Source organism: Arthrobacter horti (assembly GCF_030731045.1).
Classification (GTDB): Bacteria; Actinomycetota; Actinomycetes; order Actinomycetales; family Micrococcaceae; genus Arthrobacter_E; species Arthrobacter_E nanjingensis.
The window spans coordinates 18,015-43,629 of record NZ_JAVALS010000006.1 but is presented as its reverse complement, the minus strand read 5'-3'; the positions used below and the strand labels follow the sequence as shown (position 1 = coordinate 43,629).

The window sequence follows — 25,615 nt, the reverse complement described above, 5'->3', positions numbered from 1 at the left end:
GATTGCTCGGACCAGCCTGGCGGGCCGGACGTGAACGTGGCACTCTGGGCACTGCCGGACTCTCCCGGCACACACCCTTGGAGGTTTGATGTTCACCGGAGTCTGCGCCTTTCCCCTGACGCCCATGGCCGGCGACGCCGTCGACATGGACACGCTGGTGAACCTGGTGCGCAACGCCGCGGACGCCGGCGTCGAGTCCCTGGGAATCCTGGGGTCGACGGGGCTGTACCCGTACCTGGACCGGCGGGAACGGTGCGAAGTCATCGCTGCCGCCGTCGCTGCGGCGAACGGGGTCCCGGTCATCGCGGGCATCGGCGCGCTCAGGACCCGTGACGCCCTGCGGTACGCCGAGGACGCGCAGGAGGCCGGGGCGGCCGCACTGCTCGTCGCGCCCGTCTCCTACCACCGCCTCACCGAGCAGGAGGTCCTGAGCCTCTACACCGAGGTCACCTCCCACGCGCGGATCCCCGTGGTGGTCTACGACAACCCCGGCACCACCGGCTTCACCTTCAGCGACGAATTCCACGGACGCATCGCGCACCTCCCGGGCGTCGCCGCCGTCAAGATCCCGCCCATGCCCGCCGGAACCGCGGCCGAGCGGGTGGCGGCGTTGCGCACCGTCCTGCCGGAGGGCGTGGCCCTGGGGATCAGCGGGGACTGGGCCGCCGCGGAGGCCCTGGAGGCCGGTTGCGATCTGTGGTTCTCCGTGCTCGCCGGGCTGTTCCCGTCCACGGCCAGGACACTTGCCGACGCCGCGCTGTCGGGCCGGGACACGGCCGCGGGTCACGCGATGGCGCTGGAACCCCTCTGGGAGCTGTTCCGCCGCTACGGGAGCCTCCGGGTGGTCGCCACGGCCGCCGGCATTCTGGGCCACACGACCGGTCCGGTCCTCCCGAGCCCTCTGAAGGTCCTGGAGGGCGACGATGCTCGCCGGGTCGAGAAGGCCCTGCGGCGCAGCGGCCTGCTGGGCTGAGCCGGTCAGTCGTTCAGCGGGGCCGATCCGCGGCCGCCTGTTCGACAGACCCGCCGCTGAGCAGCCGGATCCCCGCCCACGTGATCCCGTAGGACACGGACCCCAGGAACGCCACCGCGGACCAGAACGTGCGCGTGTCCACGGTCTGCATCACCGTGGCGGTCAGGACGCCCGCGGGCAGCAGCACGATCACGACGCCGGCCGCCGCACCCAGCAGTGCCAGCGCACCGGTGACCCGGCTCCAGAGCGTGCGGTCGAGCAGGACGGCGGGCGCGGAACCGCCGGGCGGCCGCGGCCGCTTCCGGCCATGCAGGACCACCGGGATCGCTGCGAGCGAGGATGCGGCCCCCACCACCAAGAGCGCCGAGACCACATCGGCCGGCCGGTGCCAGAGGTTCACCACGGTCGCGGAACCCGATAAGAACGCCAGCGTCCCGCCCACCATGGCCGTGAATGGACGCCAGCGCGGGGCGACTGCCAGCGTCACGGCGGCCGCCGCGCTCGCGGCGAGCGTCGTGTGCCCGGACGGGAGCGAGTTGCCCAGCGGCGACGCCACACCCAGATCGGGCCGGACGAACACCTCGGACTTGAGCACCTGTGTGGCCGCATTCGCCGCGACCCCGGCCGCCACTGCCCACACGGCCGGCACCCAGCGCTTGCCGGCCACCGCCACCACCGTGATCAGCACCACCCCGGCGACGAGGGTCGCCACCGGCAGGAAACTCAGCGCCGTGCGGACCAGATGGCTCCGCAGATTGGACAGCACCATCGCCGCCTCGGACCAGGCGGACGCGTCCAGCGACTGCCCCGTGGCCGTCCACACGAAGCAGAGATACGTCAGGGCGACGCCGAGCACGCACAGCACGGCTCCGGCGGCCAGCGCAAGCACGCGCCACCGGGATCTGTGCCACCCGGACCCTCGCGTCCGGGTGGTCCCGGGCGCCCCGGCGCTGCTGGAAGGTGCCATGTGCCCAGCCTGGCACAGGAAACTGAACGTCACCCGCCGTCGTCGTGCGCCGCTCAGCCTTTGCGGCGGCTGAGCAGCTGGATCCCCAGCCAGGACAGGCCGTAGGCCGTCGCCCCGCAGAGGGCCACCCCGGACCAGAACGCCCGCGTGTCCACGCCGGCACTGCCCGTCACACTCAGCGAGCCGGCGGGGAGCAGCGGGATCACGACGGCGGCCACAGCCCCCAGGACGGTCAGCACCCCGGTGGCCACACCCCACACCGTGTGGCTGGAGAGCACCTTCGCCGCGCCGGACGGCACACCGCGGGAGCCCCGGCCGTCCAGGATCACCACAGGGATGGCCGCCAGCGCCGAGGCGCAGCCCACCACCAGAAGCGCTGCGATCACGTCAGCCGGGCGGTGCCACAGATTCACCACCGTGGACGCCCCGGAGACGAAGGCGAAGGTGCCGCCCAGCACGGCGGCGAGCGGCCGCCAGCGGGGCGCGACGGCAAGGGTCACGGCCGCCGCGGCGCTCGCGGCGATGGTCGTGTGCCCGGACGGAAGCGAGTTGCCCAGCGGCGAGTCGACGCCCAGGTCGGGGCGGTCGAAGACGAAGTTCTTCAGCAGCTGCGTGGCCAGATTGGCGACGACGGCGGCCACCACGGCCCAGAGCGCCGGCGCCCAGCGCTTGCCGGCGAACGCCACCAGGCCCACGATGATCGCCGCCACCACCAGGGAAACGGTGGGCAGCTGGTCCAGGACGGCGGAGGTCGCCTTGTCCAGGCGGCCGCCGCCCATCGCGGCGGCCTGGGCGAGCGCCAGTGCGTCGAAGGTCTGCCCCTCCGGCGTGCGCACGAAGTAGCGGTACACCCACAGCGTCCCCAGGCAGGACAGGGCGGCCCCGAAGGCCAGTGCGAGCGGGCGCCAGGCGCCGCCCCGCCGTCGTAGGGCCCTGCTGTTCTCCTTGGTGCTCAGTGGTGCCATGCTTCCACCCTGGCATATGTTGCTGGGTGCGGCCGGGACGGGACCGGCGCGTCCGGCGCTGTCGGCCCAGCTCAGCCGGGTGGCGGAAAGTGATCCTTGACACAGTCCGGAGCTTGAATCTACGCTACCTAACACGTGTTAGGCGCGGTTCGCGCCGGAAAGGTTCAGCTCATGGCACTCACTCAGGGAGACGCGCTCGCGATCACCCGTCGTGCTGCCCTCGGTGCCCTGGGAGCCGGAGTGGTGGGTGCGACGGTGGCGTCGTGGCCGCGGCTCACCGGCACGGACATCCCGGGCCGCGGGGACAACAGCCTCAGCATCGTCATCCAGGGCACCAAGGCCGACGCCTCCGCGCGGCAGAAGCTCGTGGCCGACTTCAACAAGGTGCACCCGGACATCAGGATCAAGGTTCAGGCCATCCAGTCGGTGGACTGGAAGGACTTCTTCGTCAAGCTCCTGACCATGGTGGCCGCCGGGCAGTCCCCGGACCTGGTCTACGTGGCCACCGAGGGCACCCAGCTCTTCGCCGAGCGCCTGGCCGAGCCGCTGGACTCCTACGTCCAGCGGGACGCCGCGGAACTCAAGGAGTACTTCGAGGACGTCCACCCCAGCCTGGTGGAGGCCATGATGTACAAGGGCAGCCTGTACCAGCTCCCCATGGACTGGAACGCCGCCAATATGTACTTCAACACCTCGGCCCTGGCCAAGGCCGGCCTCCAGATGCCCGCGGACGACTGGACGCACCTGGACTTCCGGACCATGCTGAGCTCGCTCAAGCAGGCCAACGGCAGCGACTTCACCCCGTACTACTGGACCAACCGGCTCTTCGGCGGTGTGGTCCCCTGGCTCTACATCAACGACACCAGCGTCCTGAAGGAGACTAAGGCCCCCGGCGGCCGCTGGCTCTGGGACTCCTTCTACCAGAACGACCCCAGCAGCAAAATGCGCACCGGCGGTGCCCTCTGGGAGGCGCCCAACGCCCTGGACCCCCGCGTGGAGGAGTCCTTCGACTTCCTGCGCGGCCTGGTCAAAGACGGACTGGGCGTGCGCCCAGAGGAAGGCGGCGGCAACACCCTGGTGGGGCTCTTCGCCTCCGGACGCATCGGCACGACGCCGGCGGGCGGCTACTGGGTGGAAGGCCTCCACGAGGCGGGCATGACGCAGGACCAGTACGACGTCGCGTTCTTCCCGAAGTGGCGCACGCAGCGCCACCAGTTCGGCACCGCCGGCTACGCGATCATGAAGACCGCCAAAGACAAGGACGCCGCCTGGGAGTTCGTGAAGTGGGCGGCGTCCAAGCCGGCCATGGAGACCCAGTTCGCCCTGCCGACCACCACGCCCACCCGGCGCTCCATGGTCAACGAGGCGCTCTACGCGGGCAAGGGGCCCAAGCACTGGAAGGTCTTCTACGACACCCTGGACAAGTTCCCCAGCACCGGGCCCATCCCCGCCCCGCCGCAGCAGGCCGCCGTGGAAACCGCCCTGATCAAGAATGTCTCCCTGGCCGTCTCCGGTGACCAGGCCCAGCTCAAGTCCGCCCTGCAGTCCCTCCAGCGGGACCTGGAACAGGCGCTCGGAGGGAAATGATGAAACACCAGCGCTGGCTTCCGTGGGTCTTCCTGGCCCCCACCGCCCTCGGCATGGGCCTCTTCACGCTCATCCCGATCGTGGCCTCGATCGTCCTGGCCTTCTTCCAATGGGACATCATCACGCCGCCCAAGTTCGTGGGATTCGCCAACTTCGCCACCGTGGCCACGGACTCCACGGTCCAGGTGTCCTTCCTGAACACCATCGTGTTCGTGATCGTGGCGGTCGCCCTGCAGCTCGGCATCTCGCTCGGCCTGGCGGTGCTCCTGACGGAGAAACTGCCGAACTGGCTGCGCAGCTTCTTCCGCAGCGCCTTCTTCTTCCCGCTGGTCCTGTCCGCGGCCTCCGTGTCCGTCTTCATGAAGTACCTCTTCAATGAGAAGTTCGGCGTGGTCAACTGGCTGCTGTCCCTGATCAACGTCCCGGCCGTGCCGTGGCTGACCAGTCCTGCCGGATCCGCGGTGGTCATCATCCTGGTCTACGTCTGGCAGAACTTCGGGTTCTCCTTCCTGCTCTTCCTGGGCGGCCTGGCCTCCATCCCCACGGAGACCTATGAGGCCGCGTCCCTGGATGGCGCCACGGGCTGGCGCAAGCTCGTCCAGATCACCCTGCCGCTGCTCAGCCCCACCACGCTGGTGGCCTCCGTCATGGCGATCATCTCCGCCCTGCAGGTGTTCGACCAGCCCTACGTGCTCACCGGAGGGGGCCCGGGCGATTCCACCCGCTCGGCCGTCATGGTGATCTTCGAGACCGCGTTCCAGCGGCTCGAATTCGGCCAGGGCGCGGCCCTGGGCGTCATCCTGACCATCATCATCATGCTGATCACGGCGCTGCAGTTCCGCCTCAGCAAGCGTTTCGTCTTCTACCAGTGAGGCCCGCCATGACCACCACCCTCGAACCGCGCAGGACCGCGAGCCCGCGCACCCGGCCTGCTGCGCGTCGTCGTCGCATCGACTGGGGCATGACCGGACGCATCACCGTCCTGGTGATCACCGCTGTGTTCGTCATCGGCCCCGTGCTGTGGACGCTGTCCACCTCCTTGCGCCTGCCGAGCGAGGCGTTCAGCCTCCCGCCCAGTTTCCTGCCCCTGCACCCGGATTTCACCTCCTACGCCCAGGTGTTCCAGCAGCTCAACATGGCCCTCCTGGTGCTCAACAGCGCACTCGTCACCGGCATCGTGGCCCTGGGGCAGATGGGCACCGCGGCCCTGGCCGGCTACGCCTTCGCGCAGCTGGAGTTCAAGGGCAAGAAAGCCCTGTTCTCCGTCATCCTGGCCACCATGATGGTGCCGCTGCAGGTCACGATCGTCCCGGTGTTCCTTCTCATCCGCGGCATGGGCCTCTCCGACACCCTGCTGGCCCTGATCCTTCCAGCTCTCCCCACGGCGTTCGGCACCTTCCTGATGCGCCAGTACTTCCTGGGGCTCCCGCCGGACCTGGCCGAGGCGGCCGCGATCGACGGCGCCACGCCGTGGCGGACCTTCCGCTCCGTGTACGCGCCGCTGGCCATGCCCGGCCTGGCGATCGTGGGCATCCTCGCCTTCAACTACCACTGGAACGAGTTCTTCCGGCCGCTGATCCTGACCATCTCGGAGCAGAACTTCACCCTGCCCCTGGGCCTGGTCTCGCTCCAGGGCAATATGGGCACCGGCAGCATCTCCGTGGTCCTGGCCGGCGTGATCCTCTCCATGATCCCCGCGTTCATCGTGTTCATCTTCGGCCAGCGCACGCTCCGCACCGGCCTGACCTCCGGCCTCGGCAAGTGACCGTGCCGCCTTCGAAAGGACCCTCTGTGACCCAGACCGTCGCCATCCCGTTCGCCCACACCGCGGCCACCCACCCGGATCCGGCGTTCCCCCGTCTGCACCCCCGCCCCGCCCAGGGGTGGATCAACGACCCCAACGGTGTCTGCCGCCTGGGCGGTCGATACCACGTGTTCTTCCAGTTCAACCCGGAGTCCGCCCGGCACCACCGCATCCAGTGGGGCCACGTCAGCAGCGCGGACCTGGTGCACTGGGAGGAGCACCCGGTGGCCCTCAAGCCGCAGGACGGCGGGCCGGACGACTACGGCTGCTGGACCGGTGTGGTGACGGACGACGACGGCGTGCCCACCGCCGCGTACTCGGGCGTGCGGGCGGACGGGGGCGTCTCCCAGGTGGTCATCGCGCGCGGCTCCGCGGACTTGGTGGACTGGACGCAGGACGGCCACGTGGCCGCCTCCATGCCGGAGGATCCGCAGGTCACAGCTGTGCGGGACCCGTTCATGTTCCGTTTCCAGGGCGTCCGTTACGCCGTCCAGGGCGCCGGACTGGCCGATGGCCGGGCGGCCCTGCTGCTTTACCGGGTGGAGGATGTCCGCTCCTGGGAGTACCTGGGGATCTGGCTGACCACGGACAACCCCGTGGGTCCGGGCCACGCCGTGAACCGGGCCGAGATCTGGGAGTGCCCGCAGCTGGTCCGGATCCCGGACTCCGACGGGGGTGAGGCCTGGCTGGCCATGTTCTCCCTCTGGCAGAAGGACGATGACCACGAGCACGCCCTGGGCGTCGGGCACCTGGTGGGCACGATGACCGCGGACCCGAAGACCGGTCTGCCGGTCTTCACCGCGGGTTCGGCCGGGACGTCCGATCTGGGCCGGGACTTCTACGCCCCGCAGATCACCCAGCTCGGGGACGCCCCGGACGGGAGTCCCCGCGTGCTGCTCTCCGGCTGGGCCAACGAAGGACCGGGCCGTGACGGCCGCAGGGGCCGCAGCCAGGCGGAGATCGACAATGCCGGGTGGGCGGGGGTGCTGACTCACCCGCGTTCGCTGCGGCTCGTCGATGGTGCGCTCGAGGTGGCGCCGTTCGATGCCGTGGACGCGTACCGCGCGCAGGAGCTGACGGTGCGCGGCGGCGCGGTGACACTGCCCGCGCAGGGCGAGGCCGCCGTCGTCGCGCGTTCCACGGCCACGGTGACCGTCCGCCTGGGTGATCTGGAGCTGCTGTGCGAGGAACTCGGGGCGGGGGAGGAGCTGCGGGTGTTCGTGGACGCCTCCCTGCTGGAGGTCTACCGCAGTGGGCAGGTTGCCACGACGCTGCGCATCTACCCGGTGGACGGCGAGGAATTGCGTGTCGAGTCCGACGGCGAAGTGCTCATCAGCGCCTGGCGTCTGGCGCTGCCGGAAGCCTGAGCGACCCGCCATCCGCGTTGAGTGCTCACTCGTGGCGACTTACCGGCTCCGGAACCCACCACAAGTGAGCACTCAACGCAGGGTCAGAGCGGCGGAACCGGGCCCAGCGAGCCCCGGTCCACGAAGCGGCCGCGGATGAGCTCCTCGCCGGCCAGGCCGCTTCGGTCCGGCTGCAGCCCGGCCGTGGCCTTGCGCCGCGCGCCGGGCACGGCCGCGAGCAGGCGGGTCATGGCCGCCGCGCCGATCTCCCGCAGCGGCAGGGCCATGGTGCTCAGCGCCGGAACCATGAAGTCCGCGATCCGTTCCTCGTCGTCATAGCCCACCACGGACACGTCGCGGGGGACATCCAGCCCCAGGGCGCGGGCGGCCAGCACGGCGCCCACGGCGCAGCGGTCGTTGGCGCAGAGCAGGACGGTCGGCCGGTTCTCCGCAGTCGCGGCCAGCACGGCGGACGCGGCCGCGAAACCGTCGGAGATGTCCCAGCCCGCGGGATGGACGGCGTCCTCCGGGAACGGCAGGCCGGCCGCGGCGAAGGCGAAGCGATGCCCTTCCAGACGCCGCTGTGCGGCGGGATGGTCCACAGGACCGGTCAGAAACGCGATCCTCCGATGGCCCGCGCCGAGCACGTGCCGGACGGTCTCCGCGCCACCCCAGACCTCGTCCGGGAGGACGCTACCCAGATGGCCGGGGCCGCGCGAGTCGAAGCAATTCGCCAGGATGGCGGGGGCCTTCTCCATGCCCGTGGGCACCATCAGCTCGCGCAGACCCACCGTGACGTACATGAGGGCGTCCACGTGACGGTCCAGAAGCGTCTCCACGGCACTCGCATCCCGCTGGGCGTCCTCCTCCGTGTCCAGGCCCAGGGTCACGAACCCCTTCTCGCGGGCCACGGCGTCCGCGCCCGCGATGATGTTGCCGTCCACCGGCCCGGAGATCACGCGGTCCGAGACGATGCCGATCACCCGGGTCTGCTGGTTCCGCAGGCTCAGCGCCACCGCGTTGGGCTTGTAGCTCAGCTCCTTGGCGGCCCGCCGGATGCGTTCCTGGCTCTCGCTGGCGATGTTGCCGTCGCCGTGGCCGTTGAGGACCAGGGACACCGCGCTGCGGGAGACTCCGGCGAGCTTCGCCACATCCTGTGCGGTCGCCTTGCGCTGCATCCCGATCCGTCCTTGGTTCCGGCCCGCCGCCTGCGCGCGGGGTTCCAGACAAGTTTAGCGACGACCCGGCGGCCTACAGTGGACTCCATGACCCCGGTCCCCTCCCTCGATGACGTCCTGGCCACCGCGCGCGTGGTCACCCTGCCGCTGCGGGTGAAGTTCCGCGGTGTGACGCACCGGGAGATGGTGCTGTTCCGCGGCCCGGCCGGCTGGGCTGAGTTCGGCCCTTTCCTGGAGTACGACGACGCCGAGTCGTCGCGCTGGCTGGCCGCCGGGTTGGAGGCGGCCTGGGACGGCTTCCCGGAACCTCTGCGGGACACGGTGCCGGTCAACGCCACCATCCCGGCACTCGGCCCGGAGCAGGTGCCTGCCGTTCTGGAACGTTTCGGGGCCGTGCCCGCCGTCAAGGTCAAGGTGGCGGAGAAGGGCCAGGAGCCGGAGGAGGACCTGGCCCGGGTGTGGGTCGTCCGCCGGGCCCTTGACGCGGCCGGCCTGCACGGCTCCACCATCCGCGTGGATGCCAACGGCGGCTGGGACGTGCCCACCGCCGTCGCGCAATTGCGGCGCCTGGCCGAGGTGGGGCTCGAGTACGCCGAGCAGCCCGTTCCCTCCATCGAAGGGCTCGCGGAGGTCCGGGAACGGCTGGGCGGTGCGGTGCGGATCGCCGCGGATGAGAGCGTGCGCAAGGAGGACGACCCGCTGAAGGTGGCCCGCGCCGGGGCCGCGGATCTGCTGGTGGTCAAGGTGCAGCCGCTGGGCGGTGTGCGCCGCGCCCTGGCCGTGGTGCGGGAGGCGGGGCTGCCCGCCGTCGTGAGTTCCGCCCTGGACACCTCCGTGGGCATCAGCGCCGGAGTGGCGCTCGCGGCGTCCTTGCCGCAGCTGCCGTTCGCGTGCGGGCTGGGGACGGTGGCGCTCTTCGCTCAGGATGTGCTGGCGGAGCCGCTGGTTCCACGGGACGGCGGGCTTCCGGTGGGCCCGGTGGTCCCGGAGGAGGAGCTTCTGGAACGGCATGCGGCGTCGCCGGAGCGGACACGCTGGTGGCTGGAGCGCCTGAGCCGCTGTCATGCGGTGCTGGAGGGGGAATGCCGGGGCGGGTGAACGCGGCGGCGGGGATCCCGGGGAGGGATGCCGCCTCCTAAGCGATATGCACCACCCCCCGGTGGCATATCAGCGGTACCCCTCCCCGAGGGTAGGCATCGGTCCGGCCCCTTTCGCGGAGGACGGACACTGCCGTGGAAAGTTTATCCTTCAACTAGTGTGCCGGGCGGGGCCGCAGAGGGTGATTCAACGGGTGATTTCCGCCTCCAGCTGGGCGGCTGACCGTTCCTTCAGGAATTGGCCGTGCTCCGGGGATGCACAATAATCGAATCGAGGTGTGGGGGCGCACCGGTGGATTTCTGATGCTTGGGAGGGCACAGTGCAGGGGGACGCTTCAGCGCGCCAGGACATATCCGATTCGGCGGGTTCCGCCTCCGTCGACCCGTTTCCGGACCGCTGGTTCAGCGCGGAGGAACTCGCGGACAGAGTCCGTGAATTCGTTCCGGTGCACGGCTGGGACAAGGTCCACGCGGTTCTTGAACGGCACTGGCACCGGTATGTCTATTCCCATCCGCAGGAACTCCTGCAGGCGTACCAGGCCTTGCCCGGCGAGGCCTTCGTCAAACGCCCGGCCATCCTGCACGGCGTGCACTATCTCCAGCGCATGGTCCAGGAGACGGACCCCATCCGTTGGACCCACTGTGAACAGGCCGAACTGGCCTCGCCGGTTGAGGAGGATCGTCTCAACACCCTCATCAACCTGACCAGCAGGACGGCCGAACACCGCGTGGAGGGCCGGCTTCCGGAAGCCGTTCAGGTGGTGGACCGGGTCCAGGCCGCCTTGGCCTCCGCCTCCGCACCGGACCGGGACCGCGTCCGGATGTCCCTGCCTCATCTGCGCCTGGTCTGGGGCCGCGTGTTCCTGGCCTCGGAGGACCCGCGCGCCGTCTCCGAGCTGGAACGCTGCTATGAGGAGGGCCGGCTGTCCGGCCAGAGCCAGGTGAGCCGGCGGGCGGCCGCATCCCTGGGCTGGCTCCACGCCTCACGCGGGGAGAGCAGACTCGCCAAGGCCTGGTTGCGCCGGGCCGAGAATGAGCCGGACGCCGTCGACCGCTACGACGCCACCGTGAACGTCACTCATGCGCTCCTCCTGGCGGACTCGGGGGACCGGGAAGGGGCAGACGTCCATCTGGGCCGTGTGCGATCCCTGGGAGCCGGGGAGTCGTGGGCCAGGGTGCTCTGGGTGGAGTCCATCTGCGTGACCGGCGCCGACGATACAGCGGTGCTGGCGGGCCGGATCGATGAGGAGCTCGGGCGCCACCCGGGAGCTCTGGAACACGACGGTGACGACCGCTCCTGTCTCCTGCGCGCCATGGTGGGCGCCGCGTCCGCCCGGGGCCGCCTCGGTTCCCTCGAACTGGGCACCTCGAAGTCCGGGGCGGTGGACCAGCTGCTGTCAGCGGCCGTGGCCCATGCCCGGGGTGACAATCAGCTCGCCTTGCGTCACCTCCTGCAGGCGTCACCCACCGAGATGAGCCGACGACGGCGCGTGGTGACGCTGGTGCTGAGCGCCGGCGTGCAATTGGCCCTGGGCCGGGAGAGGGCCGCCGGGGAGCACTACCGGGACGCACGCGCCCTGATCGAGGCGGAGGGCCTCCGCTCCTCCTATGGTGCGCTGACAGCTGCCGAACACCGGCGGCTGCTTGAGCTGACAGGCTTGGAACCGCCCGCCTCGATGCCGCCGTTCCGCCGGCAGCCCTCGGGACTGGACCGCCTCAGCCGCCGCGAGCGGGAGATCCTGGGCGCCCTGGTGACGGATGACCGGCTCAGTGAGATCGCGGCGTCGCACTTCATCAGCCTCAACACCCTCAAGACAACGCTGAAGGGCATCTATCGCAAGCTGGACGTGCAGAACCGGCGGCAGGCCGCCGAGGTGGCCGTGCACGCGGGCCTCGGGCCGGGCGGCTGACGGGCACCGGGCCGCTGTGCGAAGCTGGACGGACGACGACGCCGGCGGCGGGGAAGGTGCGCATGGAGCGGTATATGGATCGCGTGGTGTTCCTGACCGGGGCGGCCCGGGGGATCGGCGAGGCCACGGCGCGGAGACTCTTCGCCGAAGGCGCCTCCCTGGCGCTCGCGGACCGGAACACGGGCGGACTGGACACTCTGGTCCGGGACCTCGGTGCGCCGGACCGGCTGCTCCCTCTCTCCTGCGACATCACGGACCGGGTGTCCGTCGACGCGGCCGTGGAGGCGACGGTGGCGCGCTTCGGCCGGCTGGATTGCCTGGTCAGCGTGGCCGGCGGTTCGCTCCCGCTGCAGTCGATCCTGGAGGGCTTGGACGACGACGGCTGGACCGCCCAGCTGGACCAGAATCTCGGCGGACCCATGCGCTGCATCCGGGCGGCCGTGCCTCATCTGGGGCGCGGCGGTTCGATCGTCCTGGTGGGCTCCGTCAACGGATCCCAGGCCTGGGGCGGGGATGCCTACTCGGCTGCGAAGGCCGGGCTGGAGAACCTGGCGAAGAATCTCGCCGTGGAGCTGGGCCCGGCGGGGGTCCGGATCAACGTGGTGGCTCCGGCCACCACCCGGACCCCGTACTGGGACGCTCAGGGCGGGGCCGGGCACCTGGCCGTGCTGTACCCGCTGGGCCGGGTGGGCGAGCCGGAGGACATGGCGGCGGCGATCGCGTTCCTGGGCTCCGACGACGCCTCCTGGATCACCGGAATCACCCTGCCCGTGGACGGCGGCGGGGGTGCCGGTCCGCTGCACGCCCTGAAACGACTGGGGACCGTCGGGAAACAGCCCTCCCAGGACTATCCTGAGCCCAGCTGACGGTGCGGCCCGCGTCCCGGCCGGGGCGCCGGGCACGACGGAGACGGAGAGTACGAAGCATGCGTGGAAACGTGGATTTCGCGGGGGTCATTCTGGCGGTCGCGGCCGTGGGTATCATCGTGTCCGGGGTCCTGGCCCTCCGGGGCCGTCTGCCGCTGAACTTCATGGTGGGGATCCGGCTTCCCGCCACCATGAAATCGGAAGCGGCCTGGAACGCCGGTCACAAGGCCGCTGCACCGTTGCTGATCCTCGGCGGGGTGAGCGTGGGGGCCGGTGCCGTGCTTACTTTCCTCGGCGGAGGACAGGACCCGTCGGTCACGGTCCTGCCGTTCGTCGGCGGTCTGCTGCTCTGCGTCATCCTCGCCGCCGTGGTGGCCGTCCGGGCGGCCCACAAGGTCACCGGCGACTGAGCAGTCCGCGGGACTGTGCCCCATCCATCCATCGAGTGCTGAGACAGCGCTCGTTACACGGCATATACGTGCGCTCTCTCAGCGCAGGGTGAACCCGTGCGTCTTCCTCCGGGCCTTCCGGTATACCCGCCGGTACTGCCGCTCCGCGTCCCTGGCCTTTTTCGCCTGCGCCTCACCCGCCTCCCGGTAGGCCTCCGCGAGATCCTCCGGCAGGCCGGGTGCGGCGGCGAGCCTGATGAGGAAATCGCGGGTTCCCGCCGCGTCGTGCTGCTCACCCAGCGCCTGCTGAATGCGCTTCCCGGCCCTTCCGAGCGCCGCGGTGTGTCTCGCGCCGGCCGCCGCCACGGACTCGGCCGAGTACCGCAGCCGCTTGGCGTCCTTGCGGACCTCATGCAGGGCGTCGTCGTACTCCGGAGTGCCGCGGCGCTTCTTCGCCCGGAGGCGTGAGCGCTCCATGCGGCGGGCGGCGTCATCGACGACGGCGGCCCCGGCCTCGCGCGCGCGGCGTCCGGCGTCCGCGATGAACGGCGGGTCGTTGCGGAAGTCCGCCAGCGCCTCCAGCATCCCGCGGTAGGTGCGGCTGTCCAGGGCCGTCAGCAGACGCCGTCGCCCCGCGGCCCAGGCGGCGTCCAGCTCCCGTTCCACCGGGAGGAGCGCGGCCTGCGCGTCGTGGAAGCGGGGGAGGGCCCGGAGTTCCGTCAGCACCCGCTCCCGCAGGACCTCCGCGTCGCGGGGGTCGCCGAGGAAGTGGCCCAGCCACCGGAGATCCTCGCCAAGCCGCCGGGCCGCGGCCTTGCGCACCACCGGATGGTGGGCCTGCAGGGCGGAACGGATCCGTCGGGCCGTGGAGCGCATGGAGTGCACGGCGTCGTCGTCGCCGCGGCGGACCGCGGCCTCGTCGGCCAGGAGCTCGCGGGACTGTTCGTCCAGGTAGGCCAGGAGCACCTCACCGACGGTGGACTTCCTGCCCGGGACCGGGAGCCCCGGCCCCTCTCCGGCGCCGTCCGCCGGCCCGGTCCCGCTGTTCGCTGTCGGCATCGCGGCCACTCCCTGCCGGGCGCCTCGGATGGGCCGGCGCCGGGGGCGCCCACCCGGCGTCGTACCCTTCCGATTCTAGTCCGGACGCCCTCCCGCGCTCAGGGGACGAAGCGGTAGCCCATGCCCTGCTCAGTCAGCAGATGGACGGGGGACGCGGGGTCGCGTTCCAGCTTGCGGCGGAGCTGTCCCAGATAGACGCGCAGATACTGCGCCTCCTCCGTGTAGGCCGGTCCCCAGACGGACAGCAGGAGGTGCTGCTGGGTCACCAGCCGGCCCTGGTTCTCCACCAGCAGCTGCAGCACGGCCCACTCCCGCGGCGTCAGGTGGACCCGCTCGCCGGCGAGGGTGACGGAGGACGCGGCCAGGTCGATCACCAGGTCCCCGGCCTCCACCACGGTGCCCACGTGTTCCTTCAGCTGGCGGCGCTCCACGGCCCGCATCCGGGCCAGCAACTCGTCCAGCCCGAACGGCTTGGTCACGTAGTCGTCCGCCCCGGCGTCCAGGGCCTCCACCTTGTCCGAGGAGCCGTGCCGGGCGGACAGCACGATGATGGGCACGTCGGTCCAGCCGCGCAGCCCCTGGATCACCTCGGTGCCCTCCATGTCCGGCAGGCCGAGGTCCAGCACCACCACATGGGGCGGCGAGTCGGCGGCGGCCTTCAGCGCGGAGGTCCCGTCGTGCGCCACCGCCACCTCATACCCCTCGGCCCGCAGATTGATCTGCAGGGCCCGGAGCAGCTGGGGCTCGTCGTCCACCACCAGCACCTTCTTCATCTCACATCCTCATCATCGTCAGTTCGTCGGGCTTGAGCGGTCATCACGTGCCGTGCGGCCCCGCGTACAGGGGGAGGCGCACCACCATGGTCAGGCCGCCGCCCGGGGTGTCCTCGGCCACCACCTCGCCGCCCATGGCCTCCACGAAACCGCGGGCCACGGCCAGGCCGAGCCCCAGCCCGCTGGTCCGCTCCTCCAGCCGTTGGAACGGCTGGAACATCTCCGCCACGCGCTCGCGGGCCACGCCTCCGCCGTGGTCCACCACGCGCAGCTCACTGGCCGGCCGTCCCCCCACCACGGGGCCCAGCAGGCCGCCCGGTGTGGCCACCAGAACCACCTCGGAGCCGGGGGCGTGTTTCACGGAGTTCTCCACCATGTTCGCCAGTGCCCGTTCCAGCAGGCCGCGGTCCGCGTCCACCGGAGGCAGATTCGGGGCCAGCTCCACGCGGACGCTCCCGCCCGGGACGCCGCTGAGGGCTTCCGGGACCACCTCCAGCCAGGACACCGGCTCGTGCAGCACGGCCACGGCGTCGCCGGAGATCCGGGACATGTCCAGGAGGTTCGCGATGAGCGATTCGAGGCGGTGGTTGCAGCTCTCGATGGTCTCCAGCATCTCCTCCTCTTCCTCCGGCGTGGTCTTCCCACGCTGACGCCGCAGCGCCGTGACGGCCAGCCCGATCCCGGCGAGAGGAGTCCGCAGATCGTGCGAGGCCGCCTGCAGGAGGGACGTTCTGATCCGGTTCCCCTCCGCCAGCTTGACGGTGTCCGCCAGGCTGAGGGCCAGACGGTCCCGCTCCAGCAGCGCCAGCAGATGGGACTCGAACGCCTTCAGGAGCCGCCTCTCGGCACCGGAGAGCACCCGTCCGGTCCAGGCGAGCAGGGCGCCCGGGGCGAGCTGCTCGCTCTCTCCCGCATCCTCCGGGCGCTGCGGCGAACCCGTGCCGGAGGACGCCAGCGGTTCCCAGGCGGCGTCGTCGTCTTGAGCGGGCGCGCGGGTGAACAGCGTGGCCGACTCCAGCCCGAACTCCTCCGTCAGCTGCGTCAGGAACTCCGCCGGCCGCTGATCGCTGGCCAGCGACGACGACGCGAGCTCGCTCAGCGTCGCCGCCTCCGCACGCGCCCGCCGGGCCTCCACGCTGCGCCTGGCGGACAGGCCCACCACGAGCGAGACGGCGATGGCCACGCCCAGGAAGACCATGAGGGCGAAGAAGCTCTGAGGGTCGGAGATGGTGAGGGTGCCCACGGGCGGCACCACGAAGTAGTTCAGCAGCAGAGAGTCCAGCACGGCCGCGGGGACAGCCGGTTTCAGTCCACCGACGAACGCCACCGTGATGACCACGCAGAGATGCGCCAGCACATGGGTCGCCAGGTCCAGGCCCGTGAACGGGGTCAGGAGCAGGGTGATGAGCGGCGGGCCCACGAGGGCCAGGACGAATCCGAGCGTCAGGCGGATCCGCCCCAGCGACGGCGCCGGGGCCCGTGTGGCCTGACGGCCCGTGAAGGGGTGGTTGACCAGGTGGACGTCGATGTCCCCGGAACCGCGGACCACCGAGTTGCTGACCCCGCCGCCCAGGAGCTGCCGGAAGCGGCTGTGGCGGGACACCCCGATCACGATCTGGGTGGCGTTGACGCCGCGGGCGTAGTCGAGCAGGGCGGTGGAGACGTCCTCGCCGGAGACATGGACGAAGCGGCCGCCCAAGTCCTCCACCAGGCGCTGCTGTGCGCCCAGGCCGCCCATGGCGGCGTCGTCCAGGCCGTCCGCCTGGCGCACGTGCACGGCCAGCAGATCGCCGTCGTTGACCCTGGCCAGGATGCGCGCCGCACGCCGGATCAGCACCGGTCCCTCCGGCCCGCCCGTCAGGCCCACCACGATCCGCTCACGCGCCGGCCAGGTCCCCGCGATGCCCTGCCGTTCGCGGTACTGGGCCAGGCCCTCCTCCACGCGGTCGGCCAGCCAGATGAGGGCGATCTCACGCAACGCGGAGAGGTTGCCCAGACGGAAGTAGTTGGCCAGGGCCGCGTCCACGTTCTCGGCCGGGTAGACGTTGCCCTGGCTGAGCCGCTGGCGGAGGAGTTCCGGCGGGATGTCGATCAGCTCGATCTGATCCGCGCGGCGCACCACGGCGTCCGGGACGGTCTCCTGCTGGCGGGTTCCGGTGATGGCCTCCACCACGTCATGGAGGGAGGCCAGGTGCTGCACGTTGACGGTGGAGAGGACGTCGACGCCGGCCTCCAGCAGCTCTTCGACGTCCTCCCAGCGCTTGGCGTGGCGGCTTCCGGGGGCATTGCTGTGCGCGTATTCGTCCACCACGGCCAGCTGCGGGCGGCGCTCCAGGACGGCGTCCAGGTCCATCTCCCGCAGGACCGTCCCGCGGTGCGTGACCTCGCGCTGGGGGATGAGTTCCAGGCCGTCCAGCAGGCGGGCCGTCTGCCGGCGCCCGTGATCCAGGGCGATGGCCACCACCACGTCCTCGCCGGCGTCCCGGAGCCGGTGGGCCTCCTCCAGCATGGCGTAGGTTTTGCCCACGCCCGGGGCCGCGCCCAGGAACACCCGAAGCCGGCCGCGTTTCATGGGCTGATCCTAACAGCGGGTCCGGACACCCGGATCGGAGTCATCGGCCGGTGCCGGAGGAGCCGCCGAGCCGCGCTCCGATCGCCAGATTCAGCGTGGTGGTGTTCACCGACTCCTGGCCCAGGGCCGACTCGACGCCCGTGGTGGTGGCCTCCCGGATGAGCTGCTGGACGTCTGCCAGGCTCAGCCTGGCGGCCTTCGCCACACGGGGCGCCTGCAGCGCGGCGTAGGCGGGGGAGATGTCCGGGTCCAGGCCGGAGGCCGAGGCGCTGACCGCATCCTCCGGGACGGCGCTCTCCGGCACGCCTTCGCGGGCGGCGACGGCGGCGCGGGTCTTGGCCACGCCGGAGGCCAGCGCGGGGTCGCTGGGGCCGAGGTTGGAAGCACCGGAGGACGCCGGGTCCCACTTCACCGCGGACGGCCTCGGGAAGAAGAAGCGGCTGTCCTTCTCCGGCACCTGCTGGGCGATGAGCGACGACGCCGCGGGGGCGCCGTCGGCCTTCACCACCGAGCCGTTCGCCTGGGCCGGGGCGATGCCCTGGCCGAGCGCGAAGACGGCCACCGGGTAGATCCCTCCCAGGATCACGGTCAGGAGGGCCAGTAGGATCAGTGCCACGCGCGCCTGGCGCAGATAGGCGGTCATGGGGGCTCCTAGGAGATTCCCGGCAGCACGGCCACCAGGAGGTCGATGAGTTTGATGCCGATGAATGGGGCGATCAGGCCGCCCACGCCGAACCACAGCAGGTTCCTGCGCAGGGCGTTCTGAGCGCTGACGGCGCGGTACTTCACGCCCTTCAGGGCCAGCGGCACCAGGGCCACGATCACCAGGGCGTTGAAGATGACCGCGGAGAGGATGGCGCTCTCCGGGGAGTGCAGGCCCATCACGTTCAGCAGCCCCAGGCCCGGGTACACCGCGGCGAAGAGGGCGGGGATGATCGCGAAGTACTTCGCGACGTCGTTGGCCACGGAGAAGGTGGTGAGCGAACCGCGTGTGATGAGCAGCTGCTTGCCGATCGCCACGATGTCCAGGAGCTTGGTGGGGTCCGAGTCCAGGTCCACCATGTTGGCCGCCTCCTTGGCCGCCTGGGTGCCGGAGTTCATGGCCACGCCGACGTCCGCGGCGGCCAGGGCCGGGGCGTCGTTGGTGCCATCGCCGGTCATGGCCACGAGCCGTCCCTCGGCCTGTTCGGAGTGGATGCGTGCCAGCTTGTCCTCCGGCGTCGCCTCCGCCAGGTAGTCGTCCACGCCCGCCTGGGCGGCGATGGCCGCTGCGGTGAGGGGATTGTCGCCCGTGATCATGACGGTGCGGATGCCCATGCCGCGCAACGCGGCGAAGCGATCCGCGATGCCCGGCTTGACGACGTCGGCCAGCTCCACGGTGCCCAGGACGCTCACGCCGCCGAGGGCGCCGGCGCGGGCCACCACGAGCGGTGTGCTGCCGCGCCGGGAGAGCTCCTCCACGGTGGCGGAGACTGCGGGCGGCAGGGCCGCCCCGGCCTCCTCCGCCCAGGCCCCGACGGCGGAGGAGGCGCCCTTGCGGACCTTCACCCCGCCGTGGTCCAGGCCGCTCATGCGCGTGGCGGCGGAGAACTCCACGGCCTCGGCGGGGTCAGAACCGGCGGAGAGGTCCTCCAGGGTGGGCTGACCCTGCTCCGGGGAGGCGCCCTGCTCTTCGGCCAGCTCCACGATGGAGCGGCCCTCCGGAGTCTCGTCGGCCAGGGAGGACAGGCGGGCGGCGTCCACCAGATCCGCGCGGTCCACACCGGGCGCCGGGACGAACTCGACGGCGCGGCGGTTGCCGTAGGTGATGGTGCCGGTCTTGTCCATCATGAGGGTGGTGATGTCACCGGCCGTCTCCACGGCCCGGCCGCTCGTGGCCAGGACGTTGTGCTGGACCAGGCGGTCCATGCCGGCGATGCCGATGGCGGGGACCAGGGCGCCGATGGTGGTGGGGATCAGGCAGACCAGCAGGGCCACCAGGACGATCGGGCTCGGGACGGCACCGGCGAGCTGCGAGAACGGGACCAGGGCCACGGTCACCACCAGGAACGTGATGGTCAGGGCCACCAGCAGCACGTGGAGGGCGATCTCATTCGGGGTCCGTTGGCGTTCCGCGCCCTCCACCAGGGCGATCATGCGGTCCAGGAAGGTGGAGCCGGGTTCCGCGGTGATGCGCACGACGATCCGGTCGGAGAGGACCGTGGTGCCGCCCGTGACGGCGGAACGGTCGCCGCCGGATTCACGGACCACGGGGGCGGATTCACCGGTGATGGCGGATTCGTCCACCATGGCCAGGCCCTCCACGATCTCACCGTCCGAAGGGATCACATCTCCGGCTTCGCAGACCACCAGATCGCCCTGATGCAGCTCGGATGCGGCCACCAGTGACTCCTCGGAACCGCTGAGCCCGGTGGCACTGCTCAGTCTCCGGGCCGTGAGGCCCTGACGGCTGGCCCGCAGGCTGTCCGCCTGGGCCTTGCCCCGGCCTTCCGCGAGCGCCTCCGAGTAGTTGCCGAACAGCACGGTCAAGGCCAGCCACACGGTGACGGCGATGCTGAACACCAGCTGCGGGGAGTTCGTCAGGAACTGCCCCACACAGACCAGCAGGGACACGATGGTGCCCACCAGGACCGTGAACATGACCGGGGAGTGGAGCATGGCCCGGGGCGCGAACTTCTTCAGGGCCAGGGGCAGTGCGCCCAGGAGCGTCTTGCGGTCCCAGCTGCTGCGCCGTTTGTAGGCGTGCCCGGAGAACTCCTCCACCCGGGGTGTGGGAGTCTGCACCGCAGGTGTTGCGGTCTTCATTTCAGGATGCCTTCCGCGAGGGGGCCCAGCGCGAGGGCCGGGAGGTAGTTGAGTGCCGTCAGCAGGACCGTGACGGTGCCGAACATGATGGCGAACAGACCGCCGTGTGTCGGCAGGGTGCCGGCGGACTTGGGGACCACCGCTTGGGTGACGAACGCGCCCGCCAGGGCCAGGATCAGGACGATTCCCACGAAACGGCCCAGCCACATGGCGATGCCGAGCATGGTGGACAACGCCGGGCCGGAACTGGTGATCCCGCCGAACGCGGAACCGTTGTTGTTGGCCGCCGAGGTGAAGGCGTAGAGCATCTCGCTGAACTGGTGCGGCCCCTGGGCAGACGCCTGGGAGAGGACGCCCGGGATCATGACGGCGATGCCCGTCAGGACCAGCACCACGATCGGCACCACCAGCAGGTACAGGGCCGTCAGCGTCATGTGTTTCGCCTGAACCTTCTTGCCGAGGTATTCGGGCGTGCGGCCCACCATGAGCCCGGCCAGGAACACCGTGACGATGGCGAGGACCAGGATGCCGTACAGCCCGGAGCCCACGCCGCCGGGGGCCACTTCGCCGAGCATCATGTCGAACAAGGCCACACCGCCGGCCAGCGGTGGCAGGGAGTCGTGGGCGGCGTTCACCGCGCCCGTGGAGGTCAGCGTGGTCGCGGTGGCGAACACGCCGCTGGCCGCCGGGCCCAGACGCTGCTCCATCCCCTCGCCCAGGCCCGGGTAGGCGGCCAGGGCCCAGGCCATCGCCGTCGACGTCAGCAGCCAGAGGGAGCCCATGACGCCCAGCACGGTGTAGCCCTGGCGGGCGTCGCGGGCCATACGGCCGAACACCCAGGGCAGGACGGACGGGATGACCAGGAGCAGGAACACCTCGAAGAGGTTCGTGAAGGAGTTGGGATTCTCCAGAGGGTGGGCGGAGTTCGCGTTGAAGTAGCCTCCACCGTTGGTGCCCAGGAGCTTGATGGCCTCCTGGCTGGCCACCGGGCCGCCCGGGACCACTTGGGCCGCCCCGGTGTACGGGTTGTGCACCGGGGTGGCCCAGAAGTTCTGCACCACGCCCGCCACGATCAGGAGCACGGCGGAGACCGCAGCAAGCGGCAGGAGGAACCTGAGGCTGATGCGCACCAGGTCCTTCCAGAAGTTGCCCAGCCGGTCCGTGCCGGCGCGGGTCAGGCCGCGCATGAAGGCCACAGCCACGCAGATGCCGACGGCGGCGGAGAGGAAGTTCTGCACCGCCAGCAGCACCATCTGCACGGCGATGCCCACCGTGGTCTCCGGGGTGTAGACCTGCCAATTGGTGTTGGTGACGAAGGAGATGGCCGTGTTCATGGCCGTCCACGGGTCCACCGCCCCCAGGCCTTCAGTGGAGAAGAGCGCCTGGAGACGCATGGCCAGGAAGACCACCAGGACGGACAGGATGGAGAAGGCCAGGACTCCGCGGGCGTAGCCCAGCCAGTTCTGCTCCCGTTCCGGGGACACCCCGGCCATCCGGAACAGCACCCGTTCCACGCGGTTCTGCCGGGTTCCTTCCCCGGCCTTGCCCTCCAGGACCGCGCCTTCAACAACCCAGTGCAGGTACATGCCCAGCGGCCGGTGGGCCACGCCCAGCAGGACGAGCAGGATGGCCATCTGGGTCCCATAGGACCACCACGAATACTTCATGGCCTACCCCTTGTCCGAACGGATGAGGGAGACCACCAGATAGCCCAGCAAGGCCAGTGCCACGAGCCCCAGCAGGGCCCAGATGATCGCGTCCACGCTCATTTCCTGCCCACCACCTTGCCGGTCACCACTCTGTCCAGGGCGGCGGCCAGCCACACCACGGCGCCGGACAGGATCACGAAGACCCCTACGGCGATCAGGTCGTCCATTGTGTGTCAGTCCTCCCGGGCCACCCTCGGGCGGCCGTCTGCACGGGGCGCGGATCGGTTCCGCGCCGCGGCCCGTGAGGGGCCGCATCACCAGTCAATTCCCGTCCGGGGGCGCTGATACCGGCTTTTACGCATCCTTGATGCGCCAAGGAGGAACCCTTATGTTTCCCTTACGCCACATCCCAACTGGTCGGGCCCAACTGTCGGAATGACCAGGTCAAAACGACAGATGGACCCGACCAGACGGGCTTTAAACTGGACCGGTGACTGAGCTCTCCGCCCTTGCCTCCGCCCGGATCGTCGTGGATGAACTGCTCGACGGCGGGGTGCGGCACGTGGTGCTCGCTCCGGGTTCGCGCTCGGCCCCGCTCGCCTACGCTCTCGCGGAGGCGGAGGCCACCGGGCGCGTGCGGCTCCATGTCCGCATCGACGAACGGTCCGCCGCCTTCACCGCGCTGGGCGTGATCCTGTCCAGCGGTGCCCCGGCCGCCGTCGTCGTGACCTCCGGGACCGCGGTGGGTAATCTGCTGCCGGCTGTGATGGAGGCCAACCATGTCAGCGCGCCGCTGGTGGTGCTGTCCGCGGACCGGCCGGAGGAGCTGCGCGGCACCGGCGCCAGCCAGACCACGGACCAGATGGACCTGTTCGGGGAGCACGCCCGTTTCGCCGTGGACGTCCCGGCGGGGGAGGACCCGGTGCGGGCGGTCCGCACGGCCCTCAGCGCCGCGACCGGCGCCTTCGAGGAGCTGCCGCCCGGTCCGGTGCAGCTCAATCTCGCCTTCCGGGACCCGCTGGTGCCCGGCGCCGGGGACGTCTTCCCGGCGTCGACGGACCGGCACCCCTTCCACTACGCCCCGGATCCGGCGCCCGTGGCCTATGAGGCGCCGGAGGGTCTGGAGGAACGCCGCACGCTGGTCCTCGCCGGGCACGACGCCGGCCCCATCGCCGAGGCGTTCGCGCGGGCACACGGGCTGCCCCTCGCCGCGGAGCCGAGCTCCAATGCGCGCTTCGGCCCGGACGCGGTAGGCCCGTACCGGCTCCTGCTGGAGCGTTTCGGCCCGGACTCGGCGCAGCCGGTCGAGCGCGTGGTGGTGTTCGGACGTCCGACCCTGTCCCGTCCCGTGACGGCACTCCTGGCCCGCACGGACATCCCGCTGGCCCTCTATGAACCGGTCCCGGTGTCCTGGTACCGCCCGGGGCTGCGGCGTGAGACGCCTGTGGCGACCCTGGCGGAGCTGTCCGCCTTCGCCGGCCGCGGCCCGGAAGGGTGGCTGGACGCGTGGCTGCTGGCCGGGGAGACCGCGCAGCACGCCGTCGAGCGTGTCCTGACGGAGGAGGACGGCCTGACCGGTCCGGCCGTCGCCGCGGTGGTCTGGGCCGCGACGCGCGGGCAGCTGGTGCTCGGCTCCTCCAACGGTATCCGCGACGCCGACCTGGCCGCCGCCCCCACCCTCGAACCGCTCGCCACGGTGCACGCGAACCGCGGCATCGCGGGCATCGACGGCACCACCTCAACCGCCTTCGGCGTGGCGTTCGGCTCCGGGCGGGAGACCACGCTGCTGTGCGGGGACGTGACGTTCCTGCACGACGCCGGCGGGCTCTTCCTCGGCGCCGGGGAACCGGAGCCGGATGTGCGCGTCGTCGTGCTCAACGACGCGGGCGGCGCCATCTTCAGCACGCTGGAGCACGGCGCGCTGGGCAGCGGCTACCAGCCCGCCGTCGAGCGCCTCTTCGGCACCCCGCACAGCATCGACCTGGGCGCGCTGGCCGCCGCTTACGGAGTCCCGCACCGCGTGGTGAGCACGACGACGGAACTCGCCGCGGCGCTCGCGGAACCGGTGCAGGGACGCAGCGTGATCGAGGTGCGCTGCTCGCGCGACCGGATCCGGGAGCTCCACGCCCGCATCCGCGCGGCCCTCTGACATCCCTGCATCGACTGCTCCGTAGATGTCGTTTTGGACCCTCAAAACGACATCTACGGAGCAGTCGATGAAGGGGAACGGGGCCTTTCCGGGCCGGCTCCCCTATGATCCAGGCATGGCAGAAGGCACGGGAGGCCGGCTGAAACGCCGTTGGGTCCGGTGGGTTCTCTGGACCGCGCTCGCATGCCTCGTCCTGTCCGGCGGGTACGCCGGTTACGTCGCGATCCGTGCCGCACAGCCGGTCACCCTGCCCGTACCGAGTGGTTCCTTCCAGGTCGGCCGGTCCCTTGTCGAATGGACCGACAGCACCCGTACCGATCCGCTCGCACCGCAGCCAGGCACACCTCGGGAGCTTTCGGTCTGGCTGTGGTACCCGGGTGTCCCCGGTTCCGGCACGCAGCCGGCGCCCTACACCCCGGGCGCCTGGGAAGGCCTGCATCTGGGCGGCGTGGCCGGTCTGGGAGAAACCGGCTTTTCAGACGTTCGCGGGCACTCCTACGCCGACGTCCCGGTGGCCGCCGGCCGCTTCCCCGTGGTCGTGCTGGAACCGGGCATGGGCCTCGCCGCACCGCAGTACACGGCCCTCGCGGAAGACCTTGCCAGCCACGGCTACCTGGTGGCCGGTGTGACCCCCAGCTACAGTGCGAACCTCACCGTCCTCGACGGGCGGGCGGTTCCCGCCTCAGCGAGGGGTAAGCCGTCGGAGTCCAGCAACGGGAACGAGCACTCAGGTGAAGCCCAGTCCGACGGCGACCGGCTGGTCTCGGTCTGGGCCGCCGACGACCGCTTCGCCGCGGCGCAGCTCGCGGCACTGAACGCCGGCGGCCGCTTCGCCGGGCACGTCGACGCCGGCACGGTCGTCTACGCGGGCCATTCCTTCGGCGGCGCGGCCGCACTGGAGGCGTGCCGCACTGATTCGCACTGTGCCGGCGCAGCCGATCTGGACGGCACGCAGTACGGCCCGGTGGTCCGCGCGGGGCTCGGCAAGCCGATGCTGCTCATCGGAAGCCAGGACTCCTGCATCACCGGCACCTGCCAAGCGGCCGACGCCCGTGACCAGGCCAGCCGGGACGCCGCCCGGACGATGCTGGCCGCCAGTACGGGCGGCGTCTGGTCCTACCGGATCACGGGTGCCGAGCACTTCAATTTCAGCGACTACGGCAACTACTACCTCGCCGCGCCGATCCGGTCCCAGATCCCGCTCGGTCCCATCGACGGCTCCGAAGCACTCACCATCACCGGCGCCTACCTGGGCGCATTCATCGATCACGTGGCTCTGGGCCGGCCCGAGCCGTTGCTGAACGGGCACTCGCCCTATCCGCAGGTGGAAGTCCAGCACGCACCGGGCTGAGCCCTGTTCCTCCATCGGTTGCTCCGTAGATGTCGTTTTGAGGGTCCAAAACGACATCTACGGAGCAATCGATGCCGGTGGGGGCGCCTGAGGGCCTTTTCCCGGGGAGCGGACCCGGCGTAGCGTGAAGAGATGTTGGGGGAAACGCGGCGCCATCCGCTGATGCTGGCTTCCG

General features: G+C 70.8%; 21 protein-coding genes. 11 read left to right on the top strand and 10 right to left on the bottom strand.

Annotation, left to right across the window (positions count from 1 at the left end; all coding sequences use genetic code 11):
- Nucleotides 1–88: 88 nt before the first annotated feature.
- The gene (locus tag Q9R02_RS10160) at nt 89–973 is read left to right on the top strand and encodes a dihydrodipicolinate synthase family protein (RefSeq protein ID WP_305996570.1); all 885 of its coding nucleotides are present in this window, start codon (nt 89–91) and stop codon (nt 971–973) included.
- Nucleotides 974–986: 13 nt separating this feature from the next.
- Here Q9R02_RS10160 and Q9R02_RS10155 read toward each other — a convergent pair whose 3' ends face one another.
- Both Q9R02_RS10155 and Q9R02_RS10150 read right to left on the bottom strand, forming a co-directional pair.
- Entirely contained in the window at nt 987–1,940 is a 954-nt protein-coding gene (locus tag Q9R02_RS10155) for a phosphatase PAP2 family protein (protein ID WP_305996569.1), read from the bottom strand.
- Nucleotides 1,941–1,993: 53 nt separating this feature from the next.
- Complete coding sequence (locus Q9R02_RS10150; RefSeq protein WP_305996568.1) at nt 1,994–2,905, bottom strand: phosphatase PAP2 family protein; 912 nt, start codon at nt 2,903–2,905, stop codon at nt 1,994–1,996.
- A 171-nt stretch (nt 2,906–3,076) separates the two neighbouring features.
- On the opposite strand from Q9R02_RS10150, the gene Q9R02_RS10145 reads away from it, so the two are divergent.
- The 4 genes from Q9R02_RS10145 to Q9R02_RS10130 are packed head-to-tail and all read left to right on the top strand — an operon-like array spanning nt 3,077 to nt 7,663.
- Entirely contained in the window at nt 3,077–4,492 is a 1,416-nt protein-coding gene (locus Q9R02_RS10145) for an extracellular solute-binding protein (protein ID WP_305996567.1), read from the top strand.
- Nucleotides 4,489–5,364 (top strand): carbohydrate ABC transporter permease, encoded by an 876-nt coding sequence (locus Q9R02_RS10140; protein WP_305996566.1) that lies wholly within the window; start codon nt 4,489–4,491, stop codon nt 5,362–5,364. Before Q9R02_RS10145 ends, Q9R02_RS10140 begins: the two co-directional genes overlap by 4 nt.
- Before the next feature lie 8 nt (nt 5,365–5,372).
- Nucleotides 5,373–6,257, top strand: coding sequence for a carbohydrate ABC transporter permease (locus tag Q9R02_RS10135; RefSeq protein ID WP_425279256.1), 885 nt, complete (start codon nt 5,373–5,375; stop codon nt 6,255–6,257).
- A gap of 26 nt (nt 6,258–6,283) precedes the next feature.
- Nucleotides 6,284–7,663: a glycoside hydrolase family 32 protein gene (locus Q9R02_RS10130; protein ID WP_305996565.1), complete on the top strand. Its 1,380-nt coding sequence runs from the start codon at nt 6,284–6,286 to the stop codon at nt 7,661–7,663.
- 83 nt (nt 7,664–7,746) lie between these two features.
- On the opposite strand, the gene Q9R02_RS10125 is transcribed toward Q9R02_RS10130, so the two are convergent.
- Complete coding sequence (locus Q9R02_RS10125) at nt 7,747–8,820, bottom strand: LacI family DNA-binding transcriptional regulator (RefSeq protein ID WP_305996564.1); 1,074 nt, start codon at nt 8,818–8,820, stop codon at nt 7,747–7,749.
- A gap of 87 nt (nt 8,821–8,907) precedes the next feature.
- On the opposite strand from Q9R02_RS10125, the gene Q9R02_RS10120 reads away from it, so the two are divergent.
- From Q9R02_RS10120 to Q9R02_RS10105, 4 genes are all read left to right on the top strand, one after another.
- The gene (locus Q9R02_RS10120) at nt 8,908–9,918 is read left to right on the top strand and encodes an o-succinylbenzoate synthase (protein WP_305996563.1); all 1,011 of its coding nucleotides are present in this window, start codon (nt 8,908–8,910) and stop codon (nt 9,916–9,918) included.
- 319 nt (nt 9,919–10,237) lie between these two features.
- Nucleotides 10,238–11,827: a helix-turn-helix transcriptional regulator gene (locus Q9R02_RS10115; RefSeq protein WP_305996562.1), complete on the top strand. Its 1,590-nt coding sequence runs from the start codon at nt 10,238–10,240 to the stop codon at nt 11,825–11,827.
- A gap of 62 nt (nt 11,828–11,889) precedes the next feature.
- The gene (locus tag Q9R02_RS10110; RefSeq protein ID WP_305996561.1) at nt 11,890–12,693 is read left to right on the top strand and encodes an SDR family NAD(P)-dependent oxidoreductase; all 804 of its coding nucleotides are present in this window, start codon (nt 11,890–11,892) and stop codon (nt 12,691–12,693) included.
- A gap of 59 nt (nt 12,694–12,752) precedes the next feature.
- A complete protein-coding gene (locus tag Q9R02_RS10105) occupies nt 12,753–13,103 on the top strand; it encodes an SdpI family protein (RefSeq protein ID WP_305996560.1) in 351 nt (116 codons plus the stop codon).
- A 78-nt stretch (nt 13,104–13,181) separates the two neighbouring features.
- Here Q9R02_RS10105 and Q9R02_RS10100 read toward each other — a convergent pair whose 3' ends face one another.
- The 7 genes from Q9R02_RS10100 to Q9R02_RS10070 form a co-directional block, all read right to left on the bottom strand.
- Nucleotides 13,182–14,141, bottom strand: a complete 960-nt coding sequence (locus Q9R02_RS10100) for a CHAD domain-containing protein (protein WP_305996559.1) — start codon at nt 14,139–14,141, stop codon at nt 13,182–13,184.
- Between the two features lie 98 nt (nt 14,142–14,239).
- Nucleotides 14,240–14,914, bottom strand: coding sequence for a response regulator (locus Q9R02_RS10095; protein ID WP_305996558.1), 675 nt, complete (start codon nt 14,912–14,914; stop codon nt 14,240–14,242).
- A gap of 43 nt (nt 14,915–14,957) precedes the next feature.
- Nucleotides 14,958–17,486 carry a DUF4118 domain-containing protein gene (locus Q9R02_RS10090; RefSeq protein ID WP_305996557.1) on the bottom strand — a complete coding sequence of 843 codons (2,529 nt, stop codon included), beginning with the start codon at nt 17,484–17,486 and terminating at the stop codon, nt 14,958–14,960.
- 40 nt (nt 17,487–17,526) lie between these two features.
- Nucleotides 17,527–18,129 carry a K(+)-transporting ATPase subunit C gene (gene kdpC / locus Q9R02_RS10085; RefSeq protein ID WP_305996556.1) on the bottom strand — a complete coding sequence of 201 codons (603 nt, stop codon included), beginning with the start codon at nt 18,127–18,129 and terminating at the stop codon, nt 17,527–17,529.
- 8 nt (nt 18,130–18,137) lie between these two features.
- Nucleotides 18,138–20,291 (bottom strand): potassium-transporting ATPase subunit KdpB, encoded by a 2,154-nt coding sequence (gene kdpB / locus Q9R02_RS10080; RefSeq protein WP_305996555.1) that lies wholly within the window; start codon nt 20,289–20,291, stop codon nt 18,138–18,140.
- Entirely contained in the window at nt 20,288–21,958 is a 1,671-nt protein-coding gene (gene kdpA / locus Q9R02_RS10075) for a potassium-transporting ATPase subunit KdpA (RefSeq protein WP_305996554.1), read from the bottom strand. The genes kdpB and kdpA overlap by 4 nt, the downstream gene beginning before the upstream one ends.
- A gap of 3 nt (nt 21,959–21,961) precedes the next feature.
- Complete coding sequence (locus Q9R02_RS10070) at nt 21,962–22,060, bottom strand: potassium-transporting ATPase subunit F (protein ID WP_305996553.1); 99 nt, start codon at nt 22,058–22,060, stop codon at nt 21,962–21,964.
- Between the two features lie 370 nt (nt 22,061–22,430).
- On the opposite strand from Q9R02_RS10070, the gene menD reads away from it, so the two are divergent.
- Together menD and Q9R02_RS10060 are read left to right on the top strand one after the other, a co-directional pair.
- On the top strand, nt 22,431–24,089 hold the full coding sequence (gene menD, locus Q9R02_RS10065; protein WP_305996552.1) for a 2-succinyl-5-enolpyruvyl-6-hydroxy-3-cyclohexene-1-carboxylic-acid synthase: 1,659 nt from the start codon (nt 22,431–22,433) through the stop codon (nt 24,087–24,089).
- A gap of 115 nt (nt 24,090–24,204) precedes the next feature.
- Nucleotides 24,205–25,440 (top strand): alpha/beta hydrolase, encoded by a 1,236-nt coding sequence (locus Q9R02_RS10060; protein WP_305996551.1) that lies wholly within the window; start codon nt 24,205–24,207, stop codon nt 25,438–25,440.
- Nucleotides 25,441–25,615 lie beyond the last annotated feature (175 nt).

Coding starts and splice junctions, on each gene's coding strand:
- Q9R02_RS10160 (WP_305996570.1), top strand. CDS start 89: ATGTTCACCGGAGTCTGCGCCTTTCCCCTGACGCCCATGGCCGGCGAC.
- Q9R02_RS10155 (WP_305996569.1), bottom strand. CDS start 1,940: ATGGCACCTTCCAGCAGCGCCGGGGCGCCCGGGACCACCCGGACGCGA.
- Q9R02_RS10150 (WP_305996568.1), bottom strand. CDS start 2,905: ATGGCACCACTGAGCACCAAGGAGAACAGCAGGGCCCTACGACGGCGG.
- Q9R02_RS10145 (WP_305996567.1), top strand. CDS start 3,077: ATGGCACTCACTCAGGGAGACGCGCTCGCGATCACCCGTCGTGCTGCC.
- Q9R02_RS10140 (WP_305996566.1), top strand. CDS start 4,489: ATGATGAAACACCAGCGCTGGCTTCCGTGGGTCTTCCTGGCCCCCACC.
- Q9R02_RS10135 (WP_425279256.1), top strand. CDS start 5,373: ATGACCACCACCCTCGAACCGCGCAGGACCGCGAGCCCGCGCACCCGG.
- Q9R02_RS10125 (WP_305996564.1), bottom strand. CDS start 8,820: ATGCAGCGCAAGGCGACCGCACAGGATGTGGCGAAGCTCGCCGGAGTC.
- Q9R02_RS10120 (WP_305996563.1), top strand. CDS start 8,908: ATGACCCCGGTCCCCTCCCTCGATGACGTCCTGGCCACCGCGCGCGTG.
- Q9R02_RS10110 (WP_305996561.1), top strand. CDS start 11,890: ATGGAGCGGTATATGGATCGCGTGGTGTTCCTGACCGGGGCGGCCCGG.
- Q9R02_RS10105 (WP_305996560.1), top strand. CDS start 12,753: ATGCGTGGAAACGTGGATTTCGCGGGGGTCATTCTGGCGGTCGCGGCC.
- Q9R02_RS10100 (WP_305996559.1), bottom strand. CDS start 14,141: ATGCCGACAGCGAACAGCGGGACCGGGCCGGCGGACGGCGCCGGAGAG.
- Q9R02_RS10095 (WP_305996558.1), bottom strand. CDS start 14,914: ATGAAGAAGGTGCTGGTGGTGGACGACGAGCCCCAGCTGCTCCGGGCC.
- Q9R02_RS10090 (WP_305996557.1), bottom strand. CDS start 17,486: ATGAAACGCGGCCGGCTTCGGGTGTTCCTGGGCGCGGCCCCGGGCGTG.
- kdpC (WP_305996556.1), bottom strand. CDS start 18,129: ATGACCGCCTATCTGCGCCAGGCGCGCGTGGCACTGATCCTACTGGCC.
- kdpB (WP_305996555.1), bottom strand. CDS start 20,291: ATGAAGACCGCAACACCTGCGGTGCAGACTCCCACACCCCGGGTGGAG.
- kdpA (WP_305996554.1), bottom strand. CDS start 21,958: ATGAAGTATTCGTGGTGGTCCTATGGGACCCAGATGGCCATCCTGCTC.
- Q9R02_RS10070 (WP_305996553.1), bottom strand. CDS start 22,060: ATGAGCGTGGACGCGATCATCTGGGCCCTGCTGGGGCTCGTGGCACTG.
- Q9R02_RS10060 (WP_305996551.1), top strand. CDS start 24,205: ATGGCAGAAGGCACGGGAGGCCGGCTGAAACGCCGTTGGGTCCGGTGG.